General features: G+C 47.0%; 14 protein-coding genes. 2 read left to right on the top strand and 12 right to left on the bottom strand.

The features are described from left to right. Positions 1–67 precede the first annotated feature (67 nt). On the top strand, positions 68–1,798 hold the full coding sequence (locus ON063_RS04260) for an ABC transporter ATP-binding protein (RefSeq protein ID WP_274664346.1): 1,731 nt from the start codon (positions 68–70) through the stop codon (positions 1,796–1,798). Then, positions 1,795–2,667 carry an NAD(P)-dependent oxidoreductase gene (locus ON063_RS04255; protein WP_274664345.1) on the top strand — a complete coding sequence of 291 codons (873 nt, stop codon included), beginning with the start codon at positions 1,795–1,797 and terminating at the stop codon, positions 2,665–2,667. Before ON063_RS04260 ends, ON063_RS04255 begins: the two co-directional genes overlap by 4 nt. 75 nt (positions 2,668–2,742) lie before the next feature. On the opposite strand, the gene ON063_RS14895 is transcribed toward ON063_RS04255, so the two are convergent. The 12 genes from ON063_RS14895 to ON063_RS04195 form a co-directional block, all read right to left on the bottom strand. Then, a complete protein-coding gene (locus tag ON063_RS14895) occupies positions 2,743–3,540 on the bottom strand; it encodes a DUF975 family protein (protein WP_274664344.1) in 798 nt (265 codons plus the stop codon). A 72-nt stretch (positions 3,541–3,612) separates the two neighbouring features. Further along, entirely contained in the window at positions 3,613–4,266 is a 654-nt protein-coding gene (locus ON063_RS04245) for a copper homeostasis protein CutC (RefSeq protein WP_274664343.1), read from the bottom strand. A gap of 13 nt (positions 4,267–4,279) precedes the next feature. Further along, a complete protein-coding gene (locus ON063_RS04240; RefSeq protein WP_214692672.1) occupies positions 4,280–5,050 on the bottom strand; it encodes a DeoR/GlpR family DNA-binding transcription regulator in 771 nt (256 codons plus the stop codon). 174 nt (positions 5,051–5,224) lie between these two features. Continuing rightward, a complete protein-coding gene (plsY, locus tag ON063_RS04235; protein ID WP_074033184.1) occupies positions 5,225–5,845 on the bottom strand; it encodes a glycerol-3-phosphate 1-O-acyltransferase PlsY in 621 nt (206 codons plus the stop codon). A gap of 11 nt (positions 5,846–5,856) precedes the next feature. Further along, positions 5,857–6,732 (bottom strand): M15 family metallopeptidase, encoded by an 876-nt coding sequence (locus ON063_RS04230; RefSeq protein ID WP_274664342.1) that lies wholly within the window; start codon positions 6,730–6,732, stop codon positions 5,857–5,859. Positions 6,733–6,810: 78 nt separating this feature from the next. Next, positions 6,811–7,227 carry an acyl-CoA thioesterase gene (locus ON063_RS04225; protein ID WP_074033186.1) on the bottom strand — a complete coding sequence of 139 codons (417 nt, stop codon included), beginning with the start codon at positions 7,225–7,227 and terminating at the stop codon, positions 6,811–6,813. 31 nt (positions 7,228–7,258) lie between these two features. Next, complete coding sequence (locus tag ON063_RS04220; protein WP_274664341.1) at positions 7,259–9,517, bottom strand: AAA family ATPase; 2,259 nt, start codon at positions 9,515–9,517, stop codon at positions 7,259–7,261. Between the two features lie 56 nt (positions 9,518–9,573). Next, positions 9,574–10,251: a hypothetical protein gene (locus ON063_RS04215; RefSeq protein ID WP_274664340.1), complete on the bottom strand. Its 678-nt coding sequence runs from the start codon at positions 10,249–10,251 to the stop codon at positions 9,574–9,576. A gap of 102 nt (positions 10,252–10,353) precedes the next feature. Next, positions 10,354–11,919 carry a BCCT family transporter gene (locus tag ON063_RS04210; protein ID WP_274664339.1) on the bottom strand — a complete coding sequence of 522 codons (1,566 nt, stop codon included), beginning with the start codon at positions 11,917–11,919 and terminating at the stop codon, positions 10,354–10,356. A 124-nt stretch (positions 11,920–12,043) separates the two neighbouring features. Then, complete coding sequence (locus ON063_RS04205; protein ID WP_274664338.1) at positions 12,044–12,538, bottom strand: DUF3939 domain-containing protein; 495 nt, start codon at positions 12,536–12,538, stop codon at positions 12,044–12,046. A 115-nt stretch (positions 12,539–12,653) separates the two neighbouring features. Next, positions 12,654–15,368 (bottom strand): aconitate hydratase AcnA, encoded by a 2,715-nt coding sequence (gene acnA / locus ON063_RS04200; protein ID WP_274664337.1) that lies wholly within the window; start codon positions 15,366–15,368, stop codon positions 12,654–12,656. 195 nt (positions 15,369–15,563) lie between these two features. Beyond that, entirely contained in the window at positions 15,564–17,162 is a 1,599-nt protein-coding gene (locus tag ON063_RS04195; RefSeq protein WP_074033192.1) for a peptide chain release factor 3, read from the bottom strand. Positions 17,163–17,269: the final 107 nt, after the last annotated feature.

Raw genomic sequence — 17,269 nt, 5'->3', positions numbered from 1 at the left:
TTCGATTCGACGTCTTGACACCCGATTTTGAAACAGCGAAAGTAAAGAGAGAGGAGGTATGTTCAAAATGAATTCATCGACGTGGAAAACGTTTTTCCAACTTTTTAAAATCGCGAACCCTCCTAAAGGATTGTTTGTCGGAGCGATTCTGATTTCGCTCCTTCAAGCCGTTGCATCGTTAGCGATTCCACTCATTCTTCAACGCGTCGTTGACCGTTGGAGTAGTGACCTGTTGACGCCTGAATGGATTGCATACTTTATCATTGCCTTTCTCGTCCAAGTCATTACGAGCGCGTTATCGATTTACTGGCTACATATTGTCGGTCAACGTGTCGTCGCCAATCTTCGGACGACATTGTGGGACCACCTCATCAAACTGCCCATCCCTTTTTATGATGGGATCAAATCGGGAGAACTCGTCTCCCGCTTGAACAATGACACAACGACGCTACAACAGCTGTTGTCCGAGCAAAGTGTCCGCTTGTTGACCTCTTTCGTTTCGGTCATCGGTGCCGTCGCCATCTTGTTCACGCTCGATTGGCAAATGACACTCGTCATCTTGTTTTCAGTGCCGACGACGCTTGTCATCGTCATCCCACTCGGCCGAAAGCTGCGAGTCATTGCAAAAGAAACGCAACAGGAGCTCGGTAACCTGTCCGGATTCTTTGCGGAACTCCTCGGTGAAATCCGTCTCGTCAAGTCGCAGGCGACAGAACAAATGGAAGTGCGGACCGGGAAAGTGAAAATCGAAACGTTGTTCGATTATGGTGTGAAAGAAGGACGGATTCAAGCCATCCTCATCCCTCTCCTTAACGTGACGTTGACGGGGATGTTGATTGCCATACTCGGATTTGGAGCGTATCGTGTCTCGACAGGGGCCTTATCGACGGGTGAACTACTCGCTTTCATGCTCTATGTATTCCAAATCATCACTCCTCTGATCACAATGAGTGAATTTTTGACGAGACTACAAAAAGCTCGTGGCGCAACTGAACGAATCGCTGAATTATTAGATGTCCGTCCTGAACCGTACAGCACATATCAAGAATCCATCGAGCAGGCCGACCTCTCTTTCGAGAATGTGACCTTCCATTATGGGACGGAACCCGTTCTTCAAGGACTCTCTCTTCACGTTTCACCGGGCGCAACGACTGCTATCGTCGGTCGAAGCGGCGCCGGCAAAACGACACTTTTTTCGCTCGTCGAACAATTTTACACACCAACGGAAGGATTGATTCGGTACGGCAATCGCGACATTCAAACATATGGCCGGGACACATGGCGTCAAATCGTCGGTTATGTCGCTCAAGACTCTCCCGTCTTGTCGGGTTCTGTTCGGACAAACATCATCTATGGTCTTCAACGTGAAGTAAGTGATGAGGAAATCAAAGAGGCGTGTGAAATGGCAAACGCATGGTCATTTATCGAAGTGATGCCGAATCAGCTCGAGACGGAGATTGGAGAACGTGGTATTCGCTTGTCAGGTGGACAACGACAACGCCTTGCGATTGCCAGGGCATTGTTACGTAATCCGCAAATTTTACTGCTCGATGAAGCGACGTCGAGTCTGGATTCAGAATCAGAACGCGTCGTCCAAGAAGCGCTCGATCGCCTGATGGTCGGGAGAACCACACTCGTGATTGCCCACCGCTTATCGACCGTCAGACATGCCAACCAAATCGTCGTGTTAGAAGATGGACGCATCAGCGGGATTGGGAAACACGAGCAACTTTTAAACGAGAACGCCCTTTATCAGCGTCTCGTCTCACAACAATTACTAGGGGGACAATCTACATGAAAACAATCGGGTTTATCGGTCTCGGGGTCATGGGCCAATCCATGGTACGAAATTTGATGAAGCATGGCTTTGACGTAAAAGCTTATACGAGAACGAAAGAGAAGGCTGCCTCGCTATTAGAGGAAGGTGTAGTATGGTGCGAAACGATTCGAGAGGTGTGTCAAGAAGCTGATGCCGTCATCACCATCGTCGGTTATCCGTCAGATGTCGAGTCGATTTATTTCGGGGAAGGAAATATCCTTGATTCAGCAGAACCAGGTACGCTCTTGATCGATATGACAACCTCCTCACCAAAACTTGCCGAACGAATCGCCGAAACGGCCATTGAACGGAGTCTTCTTCCGCTCGATGCACCGGTCACCGGTGGAGATATTGGTGCAAAAAATGGGACACTTTCCATTTTGGTCGGAGGTGGAGAGTTTGCTTTCAATAAGGCAAAACCTTTATTCGAAGCAATGGGACAGTCCATTGAACGGATGGGATATGCCGGGAGCGGACAATATGCAAAACTCGCCAACCAAATAGCCATTGCCGGAACGATGATGGGGAATGCGGAGATGTTCGCGTTCAGTAAACGAGCAGGGCTTGACCCGGAAGCGCTCATCCGTACGATTCGTGGAGGTGCAGCGGGTAGCTGGACGCTTGAAAACTTGGTTCCACGGATGATCGTGGAAGATTATGCTCCAGGTTTCTTCATCAAACATTTTATTAAGGATATGACACTCGCCATCGAGAGTGCAAACGAACTTCAAGTGAAATTACCTGGACTCGAACTCGCTCATCGACTCTATTCGATTCTCGAAGAAAATGGATACGGGGAGAACGGAACACAAGCGCTCATCGAGTATTACCTTCATCAAGACGTTTGAATCATGCCGTTTGTGGAATTAGTAGGAGTGAAGGAGGCGATTTTCGTGCCATGGAACATGAAAGACTATCCTGAATCACTGAAAAACTTCGATCCACTTGTAAAAAAGAAAGCCATTGATATTGCGAACGCATTGCTCGCACAAGGCTATTCTGAGACGAAAGCGATACCGATTGCCACTGAACAAGCGAAAAAGTGGCATGCGGATGCATCTGAACAAGAAAAACAAGATTTTGAAGGCTTGTTTTGCGAGATATGACGCCTTCATTTCTAGATAGAGACCTGAAATCGCCGTCTGTAAGTAGGGCGTGACAAAGATGTAAGCGAGTCCCCCAGTGAGAAGGACGAGCGCGTACCATCCGATAAAACTTGCGAATAGCTTTAACATCGTCTGTTTATGCCCTTTCATCATCAAACGACTCTTTCTCATGGCTTGGAACGCCGAGAGATCTGGTTCATCCCGCATGATGAACGGTGTGATGCGATACGTCAAATAAAACCAGACGCCAGGCACAATCAGGAATAACATCAACACATTCAGTCCTAAATAAAACACCGCGTAATAAATCACCGCTCGTGAATACTCTTTCAGCGAGCCGAACGCTTCAATCAATAAGCCAAACTTAGGCTTCTCGTCTTTAGCGACCTGAAGAAACACCCAATTCTTCCCGAGCTCGATTGGAGCGAGAAGGACTGTCGCCCCATACAATAGTGCCACAGAAGTCATGAGAACTTCAGGGTCATTCGTTGATAGGTCTAGACGTGTCGTGATCATCGCCTGAATGACCATGACGGTCAAAACGACGAGTAGTGATATGCCCCATTTTCCTGAGAGCATTCGAAGCGCATATTGTTTGTAAACGGAAGATTGCATGAGTTCACCTACACTTTGTATTTTCTTTCATTATAGCAAAAAAACAGTCTTTCGACTGTTTTCTGCTTTGACTCATCCACGAAGTTGTTTGAATTTAGCCCCATCCAACTGTCCGTTTGTTCGTACGCCATTTCCGACGTGTACCATGTCGACGTTGAGTCGTTCCCGTAAGGATGGCAATGTTTCTGTCGTAATGCCGGCTCCAGGCAAAATAGTCATCTCTGCTTGCTCGTTCAGTCGGATCAATGTTTCGATACCTTCTAATGCAGTGTTCGCACCACCTGATGTCAATAAGATATCGATTTCCGGGAAATCATTTAAGACATCCAGCGATTCAAATACATCACGCGACGCGTCGAAGGCACGATGGAACGTTAGTGCCATCTCACCTTTATGTTTGATGACTTCTCCTAAAATCCGCTCATCGATTGCACCGTCTTTTGTCAATGCACCAAAGACGATTCCATTTACCCCGAGTTCACGGCACAGACCAATGTCTGCAAGCATCGTCTCCACATCATCTTCGTTGAAATGGAATGAACGTGTATGAGGTCGAATCATGACATGTACCGGGATAGATACGTGCTCGATCACGTTCCGAATCGTCCCGAAACTTGGTGTGATCCCGCCATTTTCCATATCTGCAATCAGCTCGAGTCGATCTGCCCCGAGTTGCTCCGCCTCGATTGCTTCAGATAACGTTGTGACAATCACTTCTACTTTCATACAATCGCTCCTTTTACGGCGCGAACTTCCAGTCCACACCATGTTCGGCTAAGACGCCTTTAAATTCTTGTGGTTCCGGAAAATCTGAGATGATTGCCGTCACCTTTGAAAAGTCGCACACCCGATATCTTTTTTGTTGGTTCAACTGGGTATGGTCGGTTAATAAGAATGTCTCGCGACTTTGCGACATCACCGATTGTGTGATACTAGCGAGTCCGAAAGCATCGCACGTCAAACCAAGGGTTGAATCGACCCCTTCAACAGATAAGATGGCAAGATCGAACATATAGGTTTGGAGTTGTGCGAGAACTTGTTCGCCTGTCGTCACGAGATGTTTCGGATCGATTGTACCACCTAACAACTGGATCTCGCCACCGAGCACACCTTTCGCCCGTTGTTCAAACAACGCTTTGGCAACCGTTAAAGATGGCGTGACCACCGTCACGTTTCGTCCTCGTAAACGAGACGCCACTTGTTCGGCTGCAACCCCATGACCGATATAGAGTAACGTATCGTCTGGAATCAATTGAAATGCCGTATACGCGATACGGCGGATGCCATCCATGTTGGCAATGACAATCGGCTGAAAAGACATGCTCTGATGAAGAACCGCACCCCCATAAACACGCTTAATCCGATGTTCTTTCTCTAGTTCTTCTAGATAACGTCGAATCGATTCCCCTGATACATTCAATCGTTCAATCAATTCGCTCGTCTTCACTTTACCTTCTCGTTCGATCCACTCGACAATTTTTTGTTTACGTTCTTCACCGATTAAAGACACGTCCCTGCCTCCTCCACTAAAATCTTTCCTTTTCTAGTGTAACGAACGCATGTAAATTTAACGTAAATTGAAAGTAAAGAACGAGCAAATCCAACATGATTTCGCTTCTTTTTTATGTAAATCAACAACAATGCACAAAAAAAGTGCGTCTTGATCGGACGCACCTAAAAGAAATTAAGATTTATGCTTGTTTTGAAAAAGTGGCACTTTTGGTTCTTTCCCTGCCCGTATTCGTTGCCAGTTCGTACGATGTTTAATGATGATAAACAAGGCGAGTGGAACGATGACAATGAGAGGTAACCAATCTTTCGTCAATACACTGTACGTCGTTGCCGTCACGAGACCTACTGCAGCGGCAGCCATCGAGGAGAGGGATACCATTCGTGAAATGAGAAGTGTCACAATAAACGTGCCGACGACGACAAAGAAGAACCACGGAAACGCTGCTAGAAGTACGCCGCCGCTCGTCGCGACCGATTTTCCACCTTTAAACTTCGCAAAGATCGGATAAGAATGTCCAATGACTGCCGGAATTCCAGCAAGAAGCAAACTCATCTCACTTCCGAACAATAGAGGTAGTAGTGCAGCGACTAGTCCTTTCCCCATGTCACCAAGTAAAACAAGAATTCCCGCTTTTTTCCCGAGAACTCGAAACGTATTCGTCGTACCTAAGTTGCCACTCCCATGTTCGCGAACGTCTACTCGATAGCCGAGCTTGCCGATGATGAGCGCAAATGGGATTGCACCAAGTAAATAACTTAAAATGATAATCATGATTTCTGTCACATATGGCATCGCAATTCCCCTTACTTCATATATTCCTCAATATATCGGTCATATGGCTGATTCAATGTGTGTACCGCTTTTGCATGCTCAGTACCGATATAACGTAAGTGCCACGGTTCATACATATAGCCCGTCTCTTTTTCAAACGCTTTTTGATAGCGAATGATAAAGCCATACTCGTGAGCATGTTCTGCGAGCCATTTCCCTTCAACCGTTTCACCAAGGCTTTGTGTGAGTTGATAATTGACTGAAGCACTCGAAACGTCGATTGCAAGACCCGTCTGATGTTCAGAATGTCCGGGTGGAGCAGAATATTTCATCGCTTGTTCCTTACCATCCCGCTCAACGTAAGCATTAAATAGCGTCACCTGATAACCGTATGAACGAAACGCACTCGTCCCTTTCAAATCGATACCAGACGCTTTTGCTTCACTCATCAATTCTTCGATTGCACGTGCCGCCTCTTTTCGCATCATCCGACGCTCACCGACCGCTGAATCGACAAAATCGATATTTGCCTCAACTAAGTCGCTCGGCTGATAATTAGCCGGCAATGCAATTTGCTTATTTACGAGAATTAATTCTTCTAATTCTAAGTTTGCGACACCATCGACTTCAATCGGTTGGACAGGTGTAGTCGGTTCTTCTGCTGCTGGCGGTGTCGGCTCAGCTGGTTGTTCTTCGACTTCCGGTTCAGACTCCGTTGTTTCTTCGTCTGTCGGTGACTCGGTTTCCACTTCTTGATCCGAGGTCGGTTCGTTTGGTTCTGATTGTGGTTCATCTATTGTTGATGACTGTGTCGTTGGTTCTTTCGGTTCAACTTGCTCGTTTGTCGTACAACCGGCTAACATGAACGTCAAGGCGCCGCAAACCATCAAGACTGATGGATAACGCATGCGATTTTCCCCTTTCTAGATAACAAAAAGTACCGTCAAGATATGATACCATACTGACGGTACGAAGACAGAAGATTCTTAGACAGGATTCATGACGTTCATGTACATGTCATGCCATTTCGGGAACTCTCGATCAAGACGAATCGGTTTGAAATCTCCTCGTTTGACCACAACATGAGTCGTCTTGGCTGTTCCCACGAGCTCACCATCTTGGTTCGTCAACTCATACCCATAAATCGTTCTGATCTTTGAATATTGGTCGACCCATACGCGCACATGAACCGTATCGCCAAACGTTACGCTTCGCTTGTAATCCATCGATACGTTCGTCACCGGCGAAACGAAACCCGCTTCTTCCATGTCTTTGTATTCGACACCGAGCTGACGTAACAGTTCGGTGCGAGCAATCTCTAGGTATACTAAATAGTTGGCATGATAGACGATTCCCATCATGTCCGTTTCTTGATATCTAACTGGAATTTGAATCGTATGCATTGAATCATCCTTCTTTCCTGCTACTAGTGTATTATAGTTTACTCTTAATATCTACTACTAATAATTGTTGGAGTGATGTCTCGTTCTCTTCCTCCGACATGAGTCGGTATGATTGACGAGCGATTGACTCATCGATCACAGACAAAGCGGTCCGTGCATTTGCATGTTTGATTTCACTCAATCGAAGCGATAAAGCTTCAATCGCTTGTTCGTCCAGCTCGTATCCAAATTGGTTTGCATAGTTCACAGCAATCTCGACTAGTTGTTCTTGCGAATAATCTTCAAAATGAATCGTACGTTTCATGCGACTGCTTAGTCCAGGATTCGATTCAATCAACCGTCTCATCGGACCTTCATACCCCGCAAGGACGACAACAAGGTTTTCGCCATGTTTCGGCATTTCATCGACAAGTGTATCGATTGCCTCTCGACCGTAGTCATTCGCTCCTCCATTCAGGCTGTATGCCTCGTCAATGAGTAATACGCCACCGAGTGCATCACGAATCGCCGCTTTCGTTTTTTGTGCGGTCTGTCCCACATAGCCACTGACCAAATCTGCTCGACTGACAACGTTGACATGTCCACGCTTCAAATAGCCTGTACGCTTCAACATTTGAGCATATAGATATGCAAAAGTTGTCTTACCCGTTCCACTATTCCCTGTGAGTGTCATATGAAGTTGGACGGGTGCTGTCTTCAGACCGAGCGCTTTTCTTCTCTTTTGAATGTTCACGAGTGCTTCAATCTCTGCCAATTGTGCTTTGGCATCTTCCATACCGACAAGGTCGTCCAGCGATGTTGGACTCGCATCTTCTTCGGGTTGATCAAAATCTTCTACGGTCAAAAGCGCCATCTCGTCTAGAGGGGCATCTGCACCGAAACGAGATCCTTTTTTAAACATCGCATCGAGTAAGATGTTATGAACCGTTCGCGCGTTCCCGAACGTCGAATCGACTCGTTCACGGTCGATCCGTGTCAGAAGTGACCGTTTTGCTTCCTCCGTCAACACATAATTATTTTCCTGTGCCACTTTTTCACCGATTGCGACTAATTCCTCATCCCGATAGTTTGGCAACTCGTAGTGATTCGATTCGGGGAATCGTGAGCGTAAACCAGGGTTTGCAAGTAGAAAATGACGCATCTCTTCAGGATAACCGGCCAGGATGACGACAAACTTCCCGGCATATTCGCCGCTCGTCATCGCTGCGACGAGCGTGTCGATTGCAGCTTGCCCATAGTCACTTCCGCTTGCATCTTGACGTTTTAGTGCATATGCCTCATCGATGAACAGAACGCCACCTTCTGCTTCTTTGACTTTATTCATCACTTGTTCTTCCGTCTGTCCGACATATGCGCCGACAAGACTAGAGCGATCTGCCTCAACGAGATCTGGTCGACTGAGCAGGCCGAGTTCAAAGTAAATCTCTGCCATGAGTCGAGCCAGCGTCGTTTTCCCGGTACCTGGATTACCCGTAAACACAAGATGAAGAGAGGGTTGGTGCTTCGATGAAAAGCCTGCTTTTTCTCGTTCTTTCTGGAAGAGCAGGAAGCGATACCATGCTTTCACACGGTCTTTGATGTCATCTAGACCAATCATTTCCTCAAGTGATTCGATGGCGCTTGAGCGTGTCTCCGTTTTGCGTTCCGGCAGCAACTGACAGATTGTATCGAGTCGCTCTTTGACGAGTACAACGCGTTCACCGAAGCGACGAAACGCTTCTCGACTGAAGTAGTTCCCTTGCATCGATGCGAGTAAAGATGCCGTATCATCCTCTAACGATGCGACTTCCTGCATCGCCTCGATGATGGCCTCAAAGATTTTTTCGAGTTGCCCCCGCCATTCTGAGTCTCGCAAATCAGACTTGGCCGCCTCCACTTCATCGTGAAGTCGGTCGAGTTGGTCAAGTAGTGCAGATGTTTTTGACTCGTATTCCGTCAAAATTTGTACCTTCATTGAGGCGTAATCCGCTTCGCGAAGTGTCGGCCAATCAATTTGGAGCGCTTGCTTTGAACGACGCAACTGCTCGTTCAATTGAAACAGACGTAATTCAGGCGGTAACGCATTCATCGACTCTAATTCTTTCACCCAACGGTTCAATAACGGGTCCATCGACTCCTTCTGCTCGAGTCGATGTGTAGCGAGCAATGTCAATGAACGAATCAGTTCTTCTTCATGCCCAGTCGCACGTGACCAGTGCGCATAAGATAAGAGCGCCGCCTCATTAATCTTTTCTCCAGCTTCCCAGCTCGTCAAATCCGTTTGAACTTGTTCAACTTGAATTTGTTTCATTCTGTTCTCCCTTTCAGACGACAAGGGAGCCGACATGTTGTCTGCTCCCCATCGGATTATCTTGATTCAAAAGACGTCATCCGAATCGAATGGAACAACTTTCCGTTATTCCGCGATTCTGCCGCAAGCAAAATCCGTTCGTTCGCGTCGACATAATATGTGACTGTCTCTTTGTTTTCTTCTTCACTGAAAATAGACGGATAATTTTGAACCCATTCTTCAGGAACCGTTTCAGCCGCTTCAGACTTTACATAAGCTTGTGCGGTTCGACCGACTAAATCTGTCTCGCCCTCACTCGATCCGAGCGTGCCATCGTCTAGCCATTTGCGAATCTGTTCATTCGTGGCGCGGGATAGGAATGGATGCGGTGCGACTGCTCCGGAATTGGTCTCTTGTCGCAGAACCTCTTCTCCTTCTGGATTAAACTCCAAATACGTTTCTCCGTCCCATTCTGCTTTTGCACCCACGTTTGGTCCCATGACGACTTCTGAGACAAAATGTCCGTTTTCATCATACGTGACAAGGTACTCCCGTTCTTCGAGTGTTTCCCCTTCTTTCGGAAGTTTACGCTCTTGATACCCAATCACGACATTTGAGTAGAACGGTTCAACCTGTTCTTCCTCTTCACCATTCAGATTCATGAGTACGTAAAAATTATAAGCGAGTAATGCCCCGACAATGAGGATGCCGGCCAAAATGACCCAGCTCAACCGTTTTTTTATCTGTTGTTTCATAGCCTATCCTCCTCGTTTCTTCACTTACTATCCTACACTAGCTAAGAGGACAAGCAAAATATTTTTAACCGAAAAAAGGGTCTCATACGAGACCCCTCTAAATTATCCTAATTGATCTTCATCTTTCTTCTGTGCTTCGAGCCATTTATCTCGCTCGTCAGGTTCATCGGCCAAGTCTTTGAACAAGGCGACAATCATAAAGAGGAGAACGAAGATGAATGGGAAGGCTGCGAGAATCGCAACAGCTTGCAGGGCATCCAACCCACCAGCGTAAAGAAGCACGGCAGCGATAGATGATTGGATCACACCCCATGTCATTTTAATACCCATCGGCGGGACAAGCTTCCCGTTTGAAGTGAGCATACCGAGTACATATGTCGCTGAGTCAGCAGACGTGATAAAGAATGTCGAGATTAGGAAGATTGCGACAATACTGAGTACTGTCCCAAAACCACCAAACGTCTCGAATAACGCGAACAGTCCGACTTCTGTACCGATTTCGTTCACTTGTCCAATCAAGTCGTATCCACCGAACAAGTCAGCCCAGATAGCTGAGCCACCGAAGACGGAGAACCATAAGAGTCCGAACGATGTTGGGACGAGTAAGATCCCGATAATAAATTCACGAATCGTACGGCCTTTAGATACGCGTGCGATGAACGTTCCGACGAATGGTGACCACGAGATCCACCATGCCCAATAGAAAATCGTCCAGCCGTTGATCCACTCACGTTCAACCGGCTCGAATGCGGCCGTACGGAAACTCATACCAGGAAGTTGTTGCAAGTACGTCCCGACGGTTTGTGTGAATAAGTCGAAAATGAACGCTGTCGGTCCAGCGAACATTGTCGCGACAAGTAAGACGATTGCCAAGAAAATGTTCGTGTTACTCAAAATGCGAATCCCTTTTTCAAGACCCGTTGAAGCACTAATCATGTAAAGTACCGTTACGACGGCGATGATGATCAACTGTGTCACGAAGGCGTTCGGTACCCCAGGGATGAGATAATGAAGGCCACCGGCAATCTGTTGAGCACCAAAACCGAGTGAAGTCGCTACCCCGAACGCCGTCGCAATGACCGCGAGAATATCGACCGTTTGTTTCACAGGTTGTTCGTAGCGGTTGTGGACGAGCGAACCGATTGTCTCTCCAATCGTCGCCGGGCGCCCCTTTCTAAACGTTGAATAAGCGATAGCGAGTGCAATCATGGCATAAATCGCCCACGGATGGAATCCCCAGTGGAAGAACGCATAACGCATCGCAGTACGAGCGTCCCCTTCAGGTGTCAAAGAAGAGAATGGCGGTGAATGGAAATGAAGAAGCGGCTCTGCTGCTCCCCAGAAGATGAGTCCAATCCCCATCCCGGCACTGAATAACATGGCGAACCATGACAAGTAACTAAATTCAGGTCGGTCCGAATCTTTCCCGAGACGAATCGATCCATAGCGAGAAAAGATTAAAAAGATAGCGACAAGTAAGAAGCCGGTCGCACTTAACAGGTAGAACCAGCCCATCCCGTTTGAGAGCCAGCCTTGTAACGTGCTCGTTACATTTAATAGACTAGCATTTCCTAAAATGCTTTCGGGAAATAATCCCCAGATTGTGAATAAGCCAGTTATGATTGCAGAAATGACGAACACAGGCGTCACACGGCTTTTCCGTTCCATAAAAATCACTCCTATTTAATTTTCTATTTTCATATACGTTTTCCACCCTAACATACTTTTTAAACAAGTCTCAACCCCAATGTCCATAAATGTGTCATTTACTGAAAAATAGATAGGTGTCTTGTCAAGAAGATGTTTCCTTCGGTTCAAGCGAGACAATTAACGTCTCATCCACCACATAATAAGGTCTTTTTGGAAGTGTCTTTAAGTAACCTCCCTCTCGAAGTCTTGTCAAATCTAGTTGCAGTGCATTTTCAAATTTCCGCAATGGCAATTTTTTCTCTTGGTCCATATACAGGTCTAGGGCACGCTGTACTTGGTCCATCTCATAGATGACATCACGCTCTTCTTCCGGAACGATATGAAACGTCTCTTTCGACATATAGAAACGCTGTTTCGGGATTCCGGACAAGTGATGTTTCAATCGTTTGGTGTCAATCTCCTGTGTGTCATCTAGTAGGACGGTTCGATTTACGCCCTTTGGCAACGTCTGTTCATACTCGTGAATCGCATGACGTAATTCAGGTAACGAGATGTCGATTTCTCGATCAGGCTCCACCTCTTTTTGCTGTGTCAAACGCTTCCACCAACTCTTACTCTTCTTTTCTTCCCGCTCCATAAGCACACCCCTCCCTGCCTTCCTGTTCCCGATTCTTTTAAAACTTTCACCATAAATTCGCATATTCATGAAAAAAACCTTCCTTTTTTCAAAGGAAGGTTTAATAAGCCGAAGCTTATTTAAGTTTGTTACGGAGAACCATTTGTAAGATTCCACCGTGACGGTAGTAATCAATTTCAACTTCAGAGTCGAAACGTGCGATGACTTTGAATTCTGTCACCGTTCCGTTTTCATGTGTCGCTTTTGCGTTCAAGATATCGCGTGGACGTACAGACTCATCGACTTGGATATCGATCGCTTCCTCACCAGTCAATCCGAGTGATTCTGCTGATTCACCCTCTAAGAATTGAAGTGGTAGTACACCCATCATAACAAGGTTTGAACGGTGAATCCGCTCGAAACTTTGTGCGATGACCGCACGAATGCCAAGGAGGTTTGTCCCTTTCGCAGCCCAGTCACGAGACGATCCCATTCCGTAGTCGTTTCCAGCAAGGACGACAAGTCCAGTACCTTGTTCTTTATACTTCATCGCAGCATCATACATCGGCATGATCTCGCCTGTTGGCCAGTAAGTCGTGAATCCACCTTCTGTACCTGGTGCGACTTGGTTGCGGATACGAATGTTGGCGAACGTACCACGCATCATGACTTCATGGTTACCACGACGTGAACCGTAAGAGTTGAAGTCGATTGGCTCTACCCCTTTAGAAAGGAGGTATTGACCAGCTGGTGTCGTCTTCGAGAATGATCCCGCTGGCGAGATGTGGTCAGTCGTGACCGAATCCGCGAACTTTCCGATGACGCGTAAGCCGTTCAATGCATGAACTTCGCCCGCCTCTGGTTCGAGTTGTTCGAAGAATGGTGGGTTTTGGATGTATGTCGACTCATCTGAGAAGTCATACAAGTTACCTTCCGGAACGTCTAACGCATTCCAACGCTCGTTACCAGTGAAGACCGTTTCGTATTCTTTACGGAACGCTTCTGGTGACACGACGTCTTGTACGACCATTTTGATTTCATCGTTTGATGGCCAGATGTCTTTGAAGTACACTTCATTTCCATCTTTGTCCGTACCGAACGAATCGTTCATGATGTCGAAGTTGACTGATCCTGCGAGTGCGTAAGCGACGACGAGTGGTGGTGACGCCAAGAAGTTCGCTTTCACAAGTGGGTGAACACGTCCTTCAAAGTTACGGTTCCCAGAAAGGACAGAAGATACGAGCAAGTCGTTCTCCGTGATTGTTTCTTCGACTTCACGGTCAAGTGGACCCGAGTTTCCGATACATGTCGTACAGCCGTAACCGACTGTGTTGAAGCCGAGTTCATCCAAGTAAGACGTCAAGCCAGCTTTGTCAAGATAGTCCGTTACGACTTTCGAACCTGGCGCGAGTGATGTCTTCACGTATTTTGGAACAGTCAAGCCGCGTTCTACCGCTTTCTTCGCAACGAGTCCGGCACCGACCATAACGTAAGGGTTTGATGTGTTCGTACAGCTTGTGATGGCAGCAATCGCGACATCTCCTGTGCTCATGTCGACGGCACCGTCTTCATAGTTGACAGTCGCCTTCTTCTCAAGTTCAGAACGGTTAAGTCCAAAGCCGCTGTTCCCTGCTGGAGCGCTCAAGCTATCGATGAACGATGTTTGAACGTCTGAGAGGTTGATTCGGTCTTGTGGACGTTTTGGACCTGCAAGTGAAGGTTCAACTTTTGACAAGTCGAGCGTCAACACTTTCGTGAACGTTGGATCAGCTTGGTCTGGCGTGTAGAAGAGATCGTTCGCTTTTGAGTATTCTTCAACGAGTGAGATCAATTCTTCAGAGCGGCCAGTTGTACGCATGTAGTTCAATGTTTCCGTATCGACTGGGAAGAATCCACATGTCGCGCCATATTCTGGCGCCATATTCGCGATTGTTGCACGGTCTGAAAGTGGCATCGTGTGAAGCGACGGTCCGAAGAATTCAACGAATTTCCCGACTACTTTTTCATGACGGAGCATCTCTGTTACGACGAGTGCTACGTCTGTCGCTGTTACACCAGGGTTGACTTCACCGATGATTTTGACACCGACGACTTCTGGCACTGGGAAGTAAGATGGTTGACCGAGCATACTTGCTTCCGCTTCGATTCCTCCAACGCCCCAACCAAGAACACCGAGTCCGTTGATCATCGTTGTGTGCGAATCCGTTCCGACGAGTGAATCTGGATAAGCCACAGTACCTGCTTCATCGTTCTTCTCGAGGACGACAGATGCCAAGTACTCTAAGTTTACTTGGTGAACAATCCCCGTTGCAGGTGGTACGGCACGATAGTTGTCAAATGCCGTCTGAGCCCAACGTAAGAACTTATAACGCTCTTCGTTACGTTCGAATTCTATGTCCATGTTTTTCATCAATGCGCCAGCGAAACCGTACGCATCTACTTGAACAGAGTGGTCAACGACGAGGTCGACAGGGATTTCTGGGTTGATTTTGTTCGGGTCTCCACCGAGGTCCGCCATCGCTTTACGAAGTGAAGCAAGGTCTACGACCGTCGGTACACCTGTGAAGTCTTGAAGTACAACGCGTGCCGGCTTGAACGGTACGTCAATGTCTTTCGAGACGTCGGCAGTACCCCATTTTGCCAAGTTCTCGACATGTTCTTTTGTAATCGCGCGACCGTCTTGTTGACGGAGTACCGATTCGAGAAGTACGCGAATCGAATAAGGTAAACGGCTGATGTTCGTTAACCCTTCTTCTTCTAACTTTTTCAATCGATAAAAATCATACGATTGTCCATTCGCCTCGAACGATGTCCGAGATGCGAACGCGTCTAAAACATTCGTCTGTTCCATTGCAATTTCCCCCTTTTTGAAAGCGCCGACCACACGACAATGCGTAATCGCTTACTTTTCACATATTTATCATAATACAAGTATAGCGTGACGTAAAATACATTCCGTCACAAATTGGTCATAAGTAAAACTTATCAATTCATTTAGAAAGGGATAAACGACAAAAAAACACCTCAAAACTGAGGTGTTTGCACATTATTCTTCTGTTCCAATCTCTTCGTTGACATCTAAAGCCTCGACGAGAGTCAAATCGTCCGCATGACGTTCAGCGAACCGCTCATACGTGAACTCGTTCGCGAACAGGAAGACCGGACGTTCCCAGCGGTCAGTGACGAGCATGTTCCGTGAGTCTTGGAAAGGTTTCAACGCTTTCAATTCTTTATCTTTTACCCAACGTGCAACGCTGTATGATACAGGTTCCATCCGGATGTCTACGCCATACTCATTGTTCAAACGATATTCAAACACTTCAAACTGGAGTTGACCGACCGCACCGAGATAAATCTCATTGTATTCGTTGCGATAAACTTGAATCGCCCCTTCTTGCGCGAGTTGCTCTACACCTTTGTGGAAGTGTTTCGACTTGAGCGAGTTGACTGGTGATACTCGCATAAACAACTCAGGTGGGAAAGTTGGCAATGCTTCAAAGGCGATTTTTTGTTTGGATGTCGTGATCGTATCCCCGATTTGATACGTACCTGAATCATAGATCCCGATGACATCTCCTGCGAACGCTTGGTCAACCGTCTCACGATCGTTGGCCATGAGCTGTGTAGACTGGCTCAATTTGATTTTCTTGCCGGTTCGCGTGAGTGTGACGTCCATTCCTCGCTCGAACACACCTGAACAGATCCGGACGAATGCGATGCGGTCACGGTGCGCCGGGTTCATGTTCGCTTGAATCTTAAAGACGAACCCACTGAAATCTTCTGATGTCGGATTGATTGGACCGACGTTCGATTTACGGGCCTCTGGAGCTGGAGACATCTCCAAATAATGATTCAAGAACGCAGTCACACCAAAGTCAACGAGCGCCGTTCCGAAGAATACTGGCGTCAATTTACCACTTTGGATTGCTTCCACATCAATCTCATTCCCTGCTCCGTCGAGAAGATCGATCTCATCGCGAAGATTCGTCAAGTTCTCTTCAGAAAGATGGTCAGCGAGCACCGGGTCGTTTACCCCGTCCTCACTTAGTTGAAGGGTCGACTTGTCTCCGCGGAACAAATGAACTTCATTTTTCATTCGGTCATAAACACCTTCGAACTGCATCCCGCTGCCGATCGGCCATGTGATGGCAACTGAAGGCATGCCGAGCACTTCCTCAAGTTCTTCCATCAATTCAAGCGGGTCTTTTGCTTGTCGGTCCAATTTGTTCATGAACGTAAAGATTGGAATACCGCGCATACGACAAACTTGGAATAGCTTCTTCGTCTGCGTCTCGATCCCTTTCGCGGCATCGATGACCATGACCGCACTGTCGACCGATGTCAATACGCGATACGTGTCCTCACCGAAATCGTTGTGCCCAGGTGTATCCATGATCGACACGACTTTGTCTTGATAGATGAATTGCATGACAGAAGATGTAACAGAGATTCCACGTTGCTTCTCAATTTCCATCCAGTCTGATTTGGCGTGCTTTGAATTTTTACGCGCTTTGACGGTACCCGCTTCACGAATTGCACCACCGTGCAAAAGTAACTTCTCTGTTAATGTCGTCTTACCCGCATCCGGGTGAGAGATGATCCCGAATATTCGGCGTCTCTCGACTTCTTGTTTCAATTGGCTCATATACGATAGACCTTTCCTTTCTCGACTCACTTCATGCTTATTCTCGTAGCAACGCTATCTATTCTAACGAAATCGATTGAGTTCGTCTATCCTAACAAGACGTACGC

The organism is Exiguobacterium sp. B2(2022) (assembly GCF_028823655.1).
Classification (GTDB): Bacteria; Bacillota; Bacilli; order Exiguobacteriales; family Exiguobacteriaceae; genus Exiguobacterium; species Exiguobacterium aestuarii_A.
The sequence above is the reverse complement of the archived record's forward strand: the minus strand, read 5'-3'. Positions and strand labels throughout refer to the sequence as shown.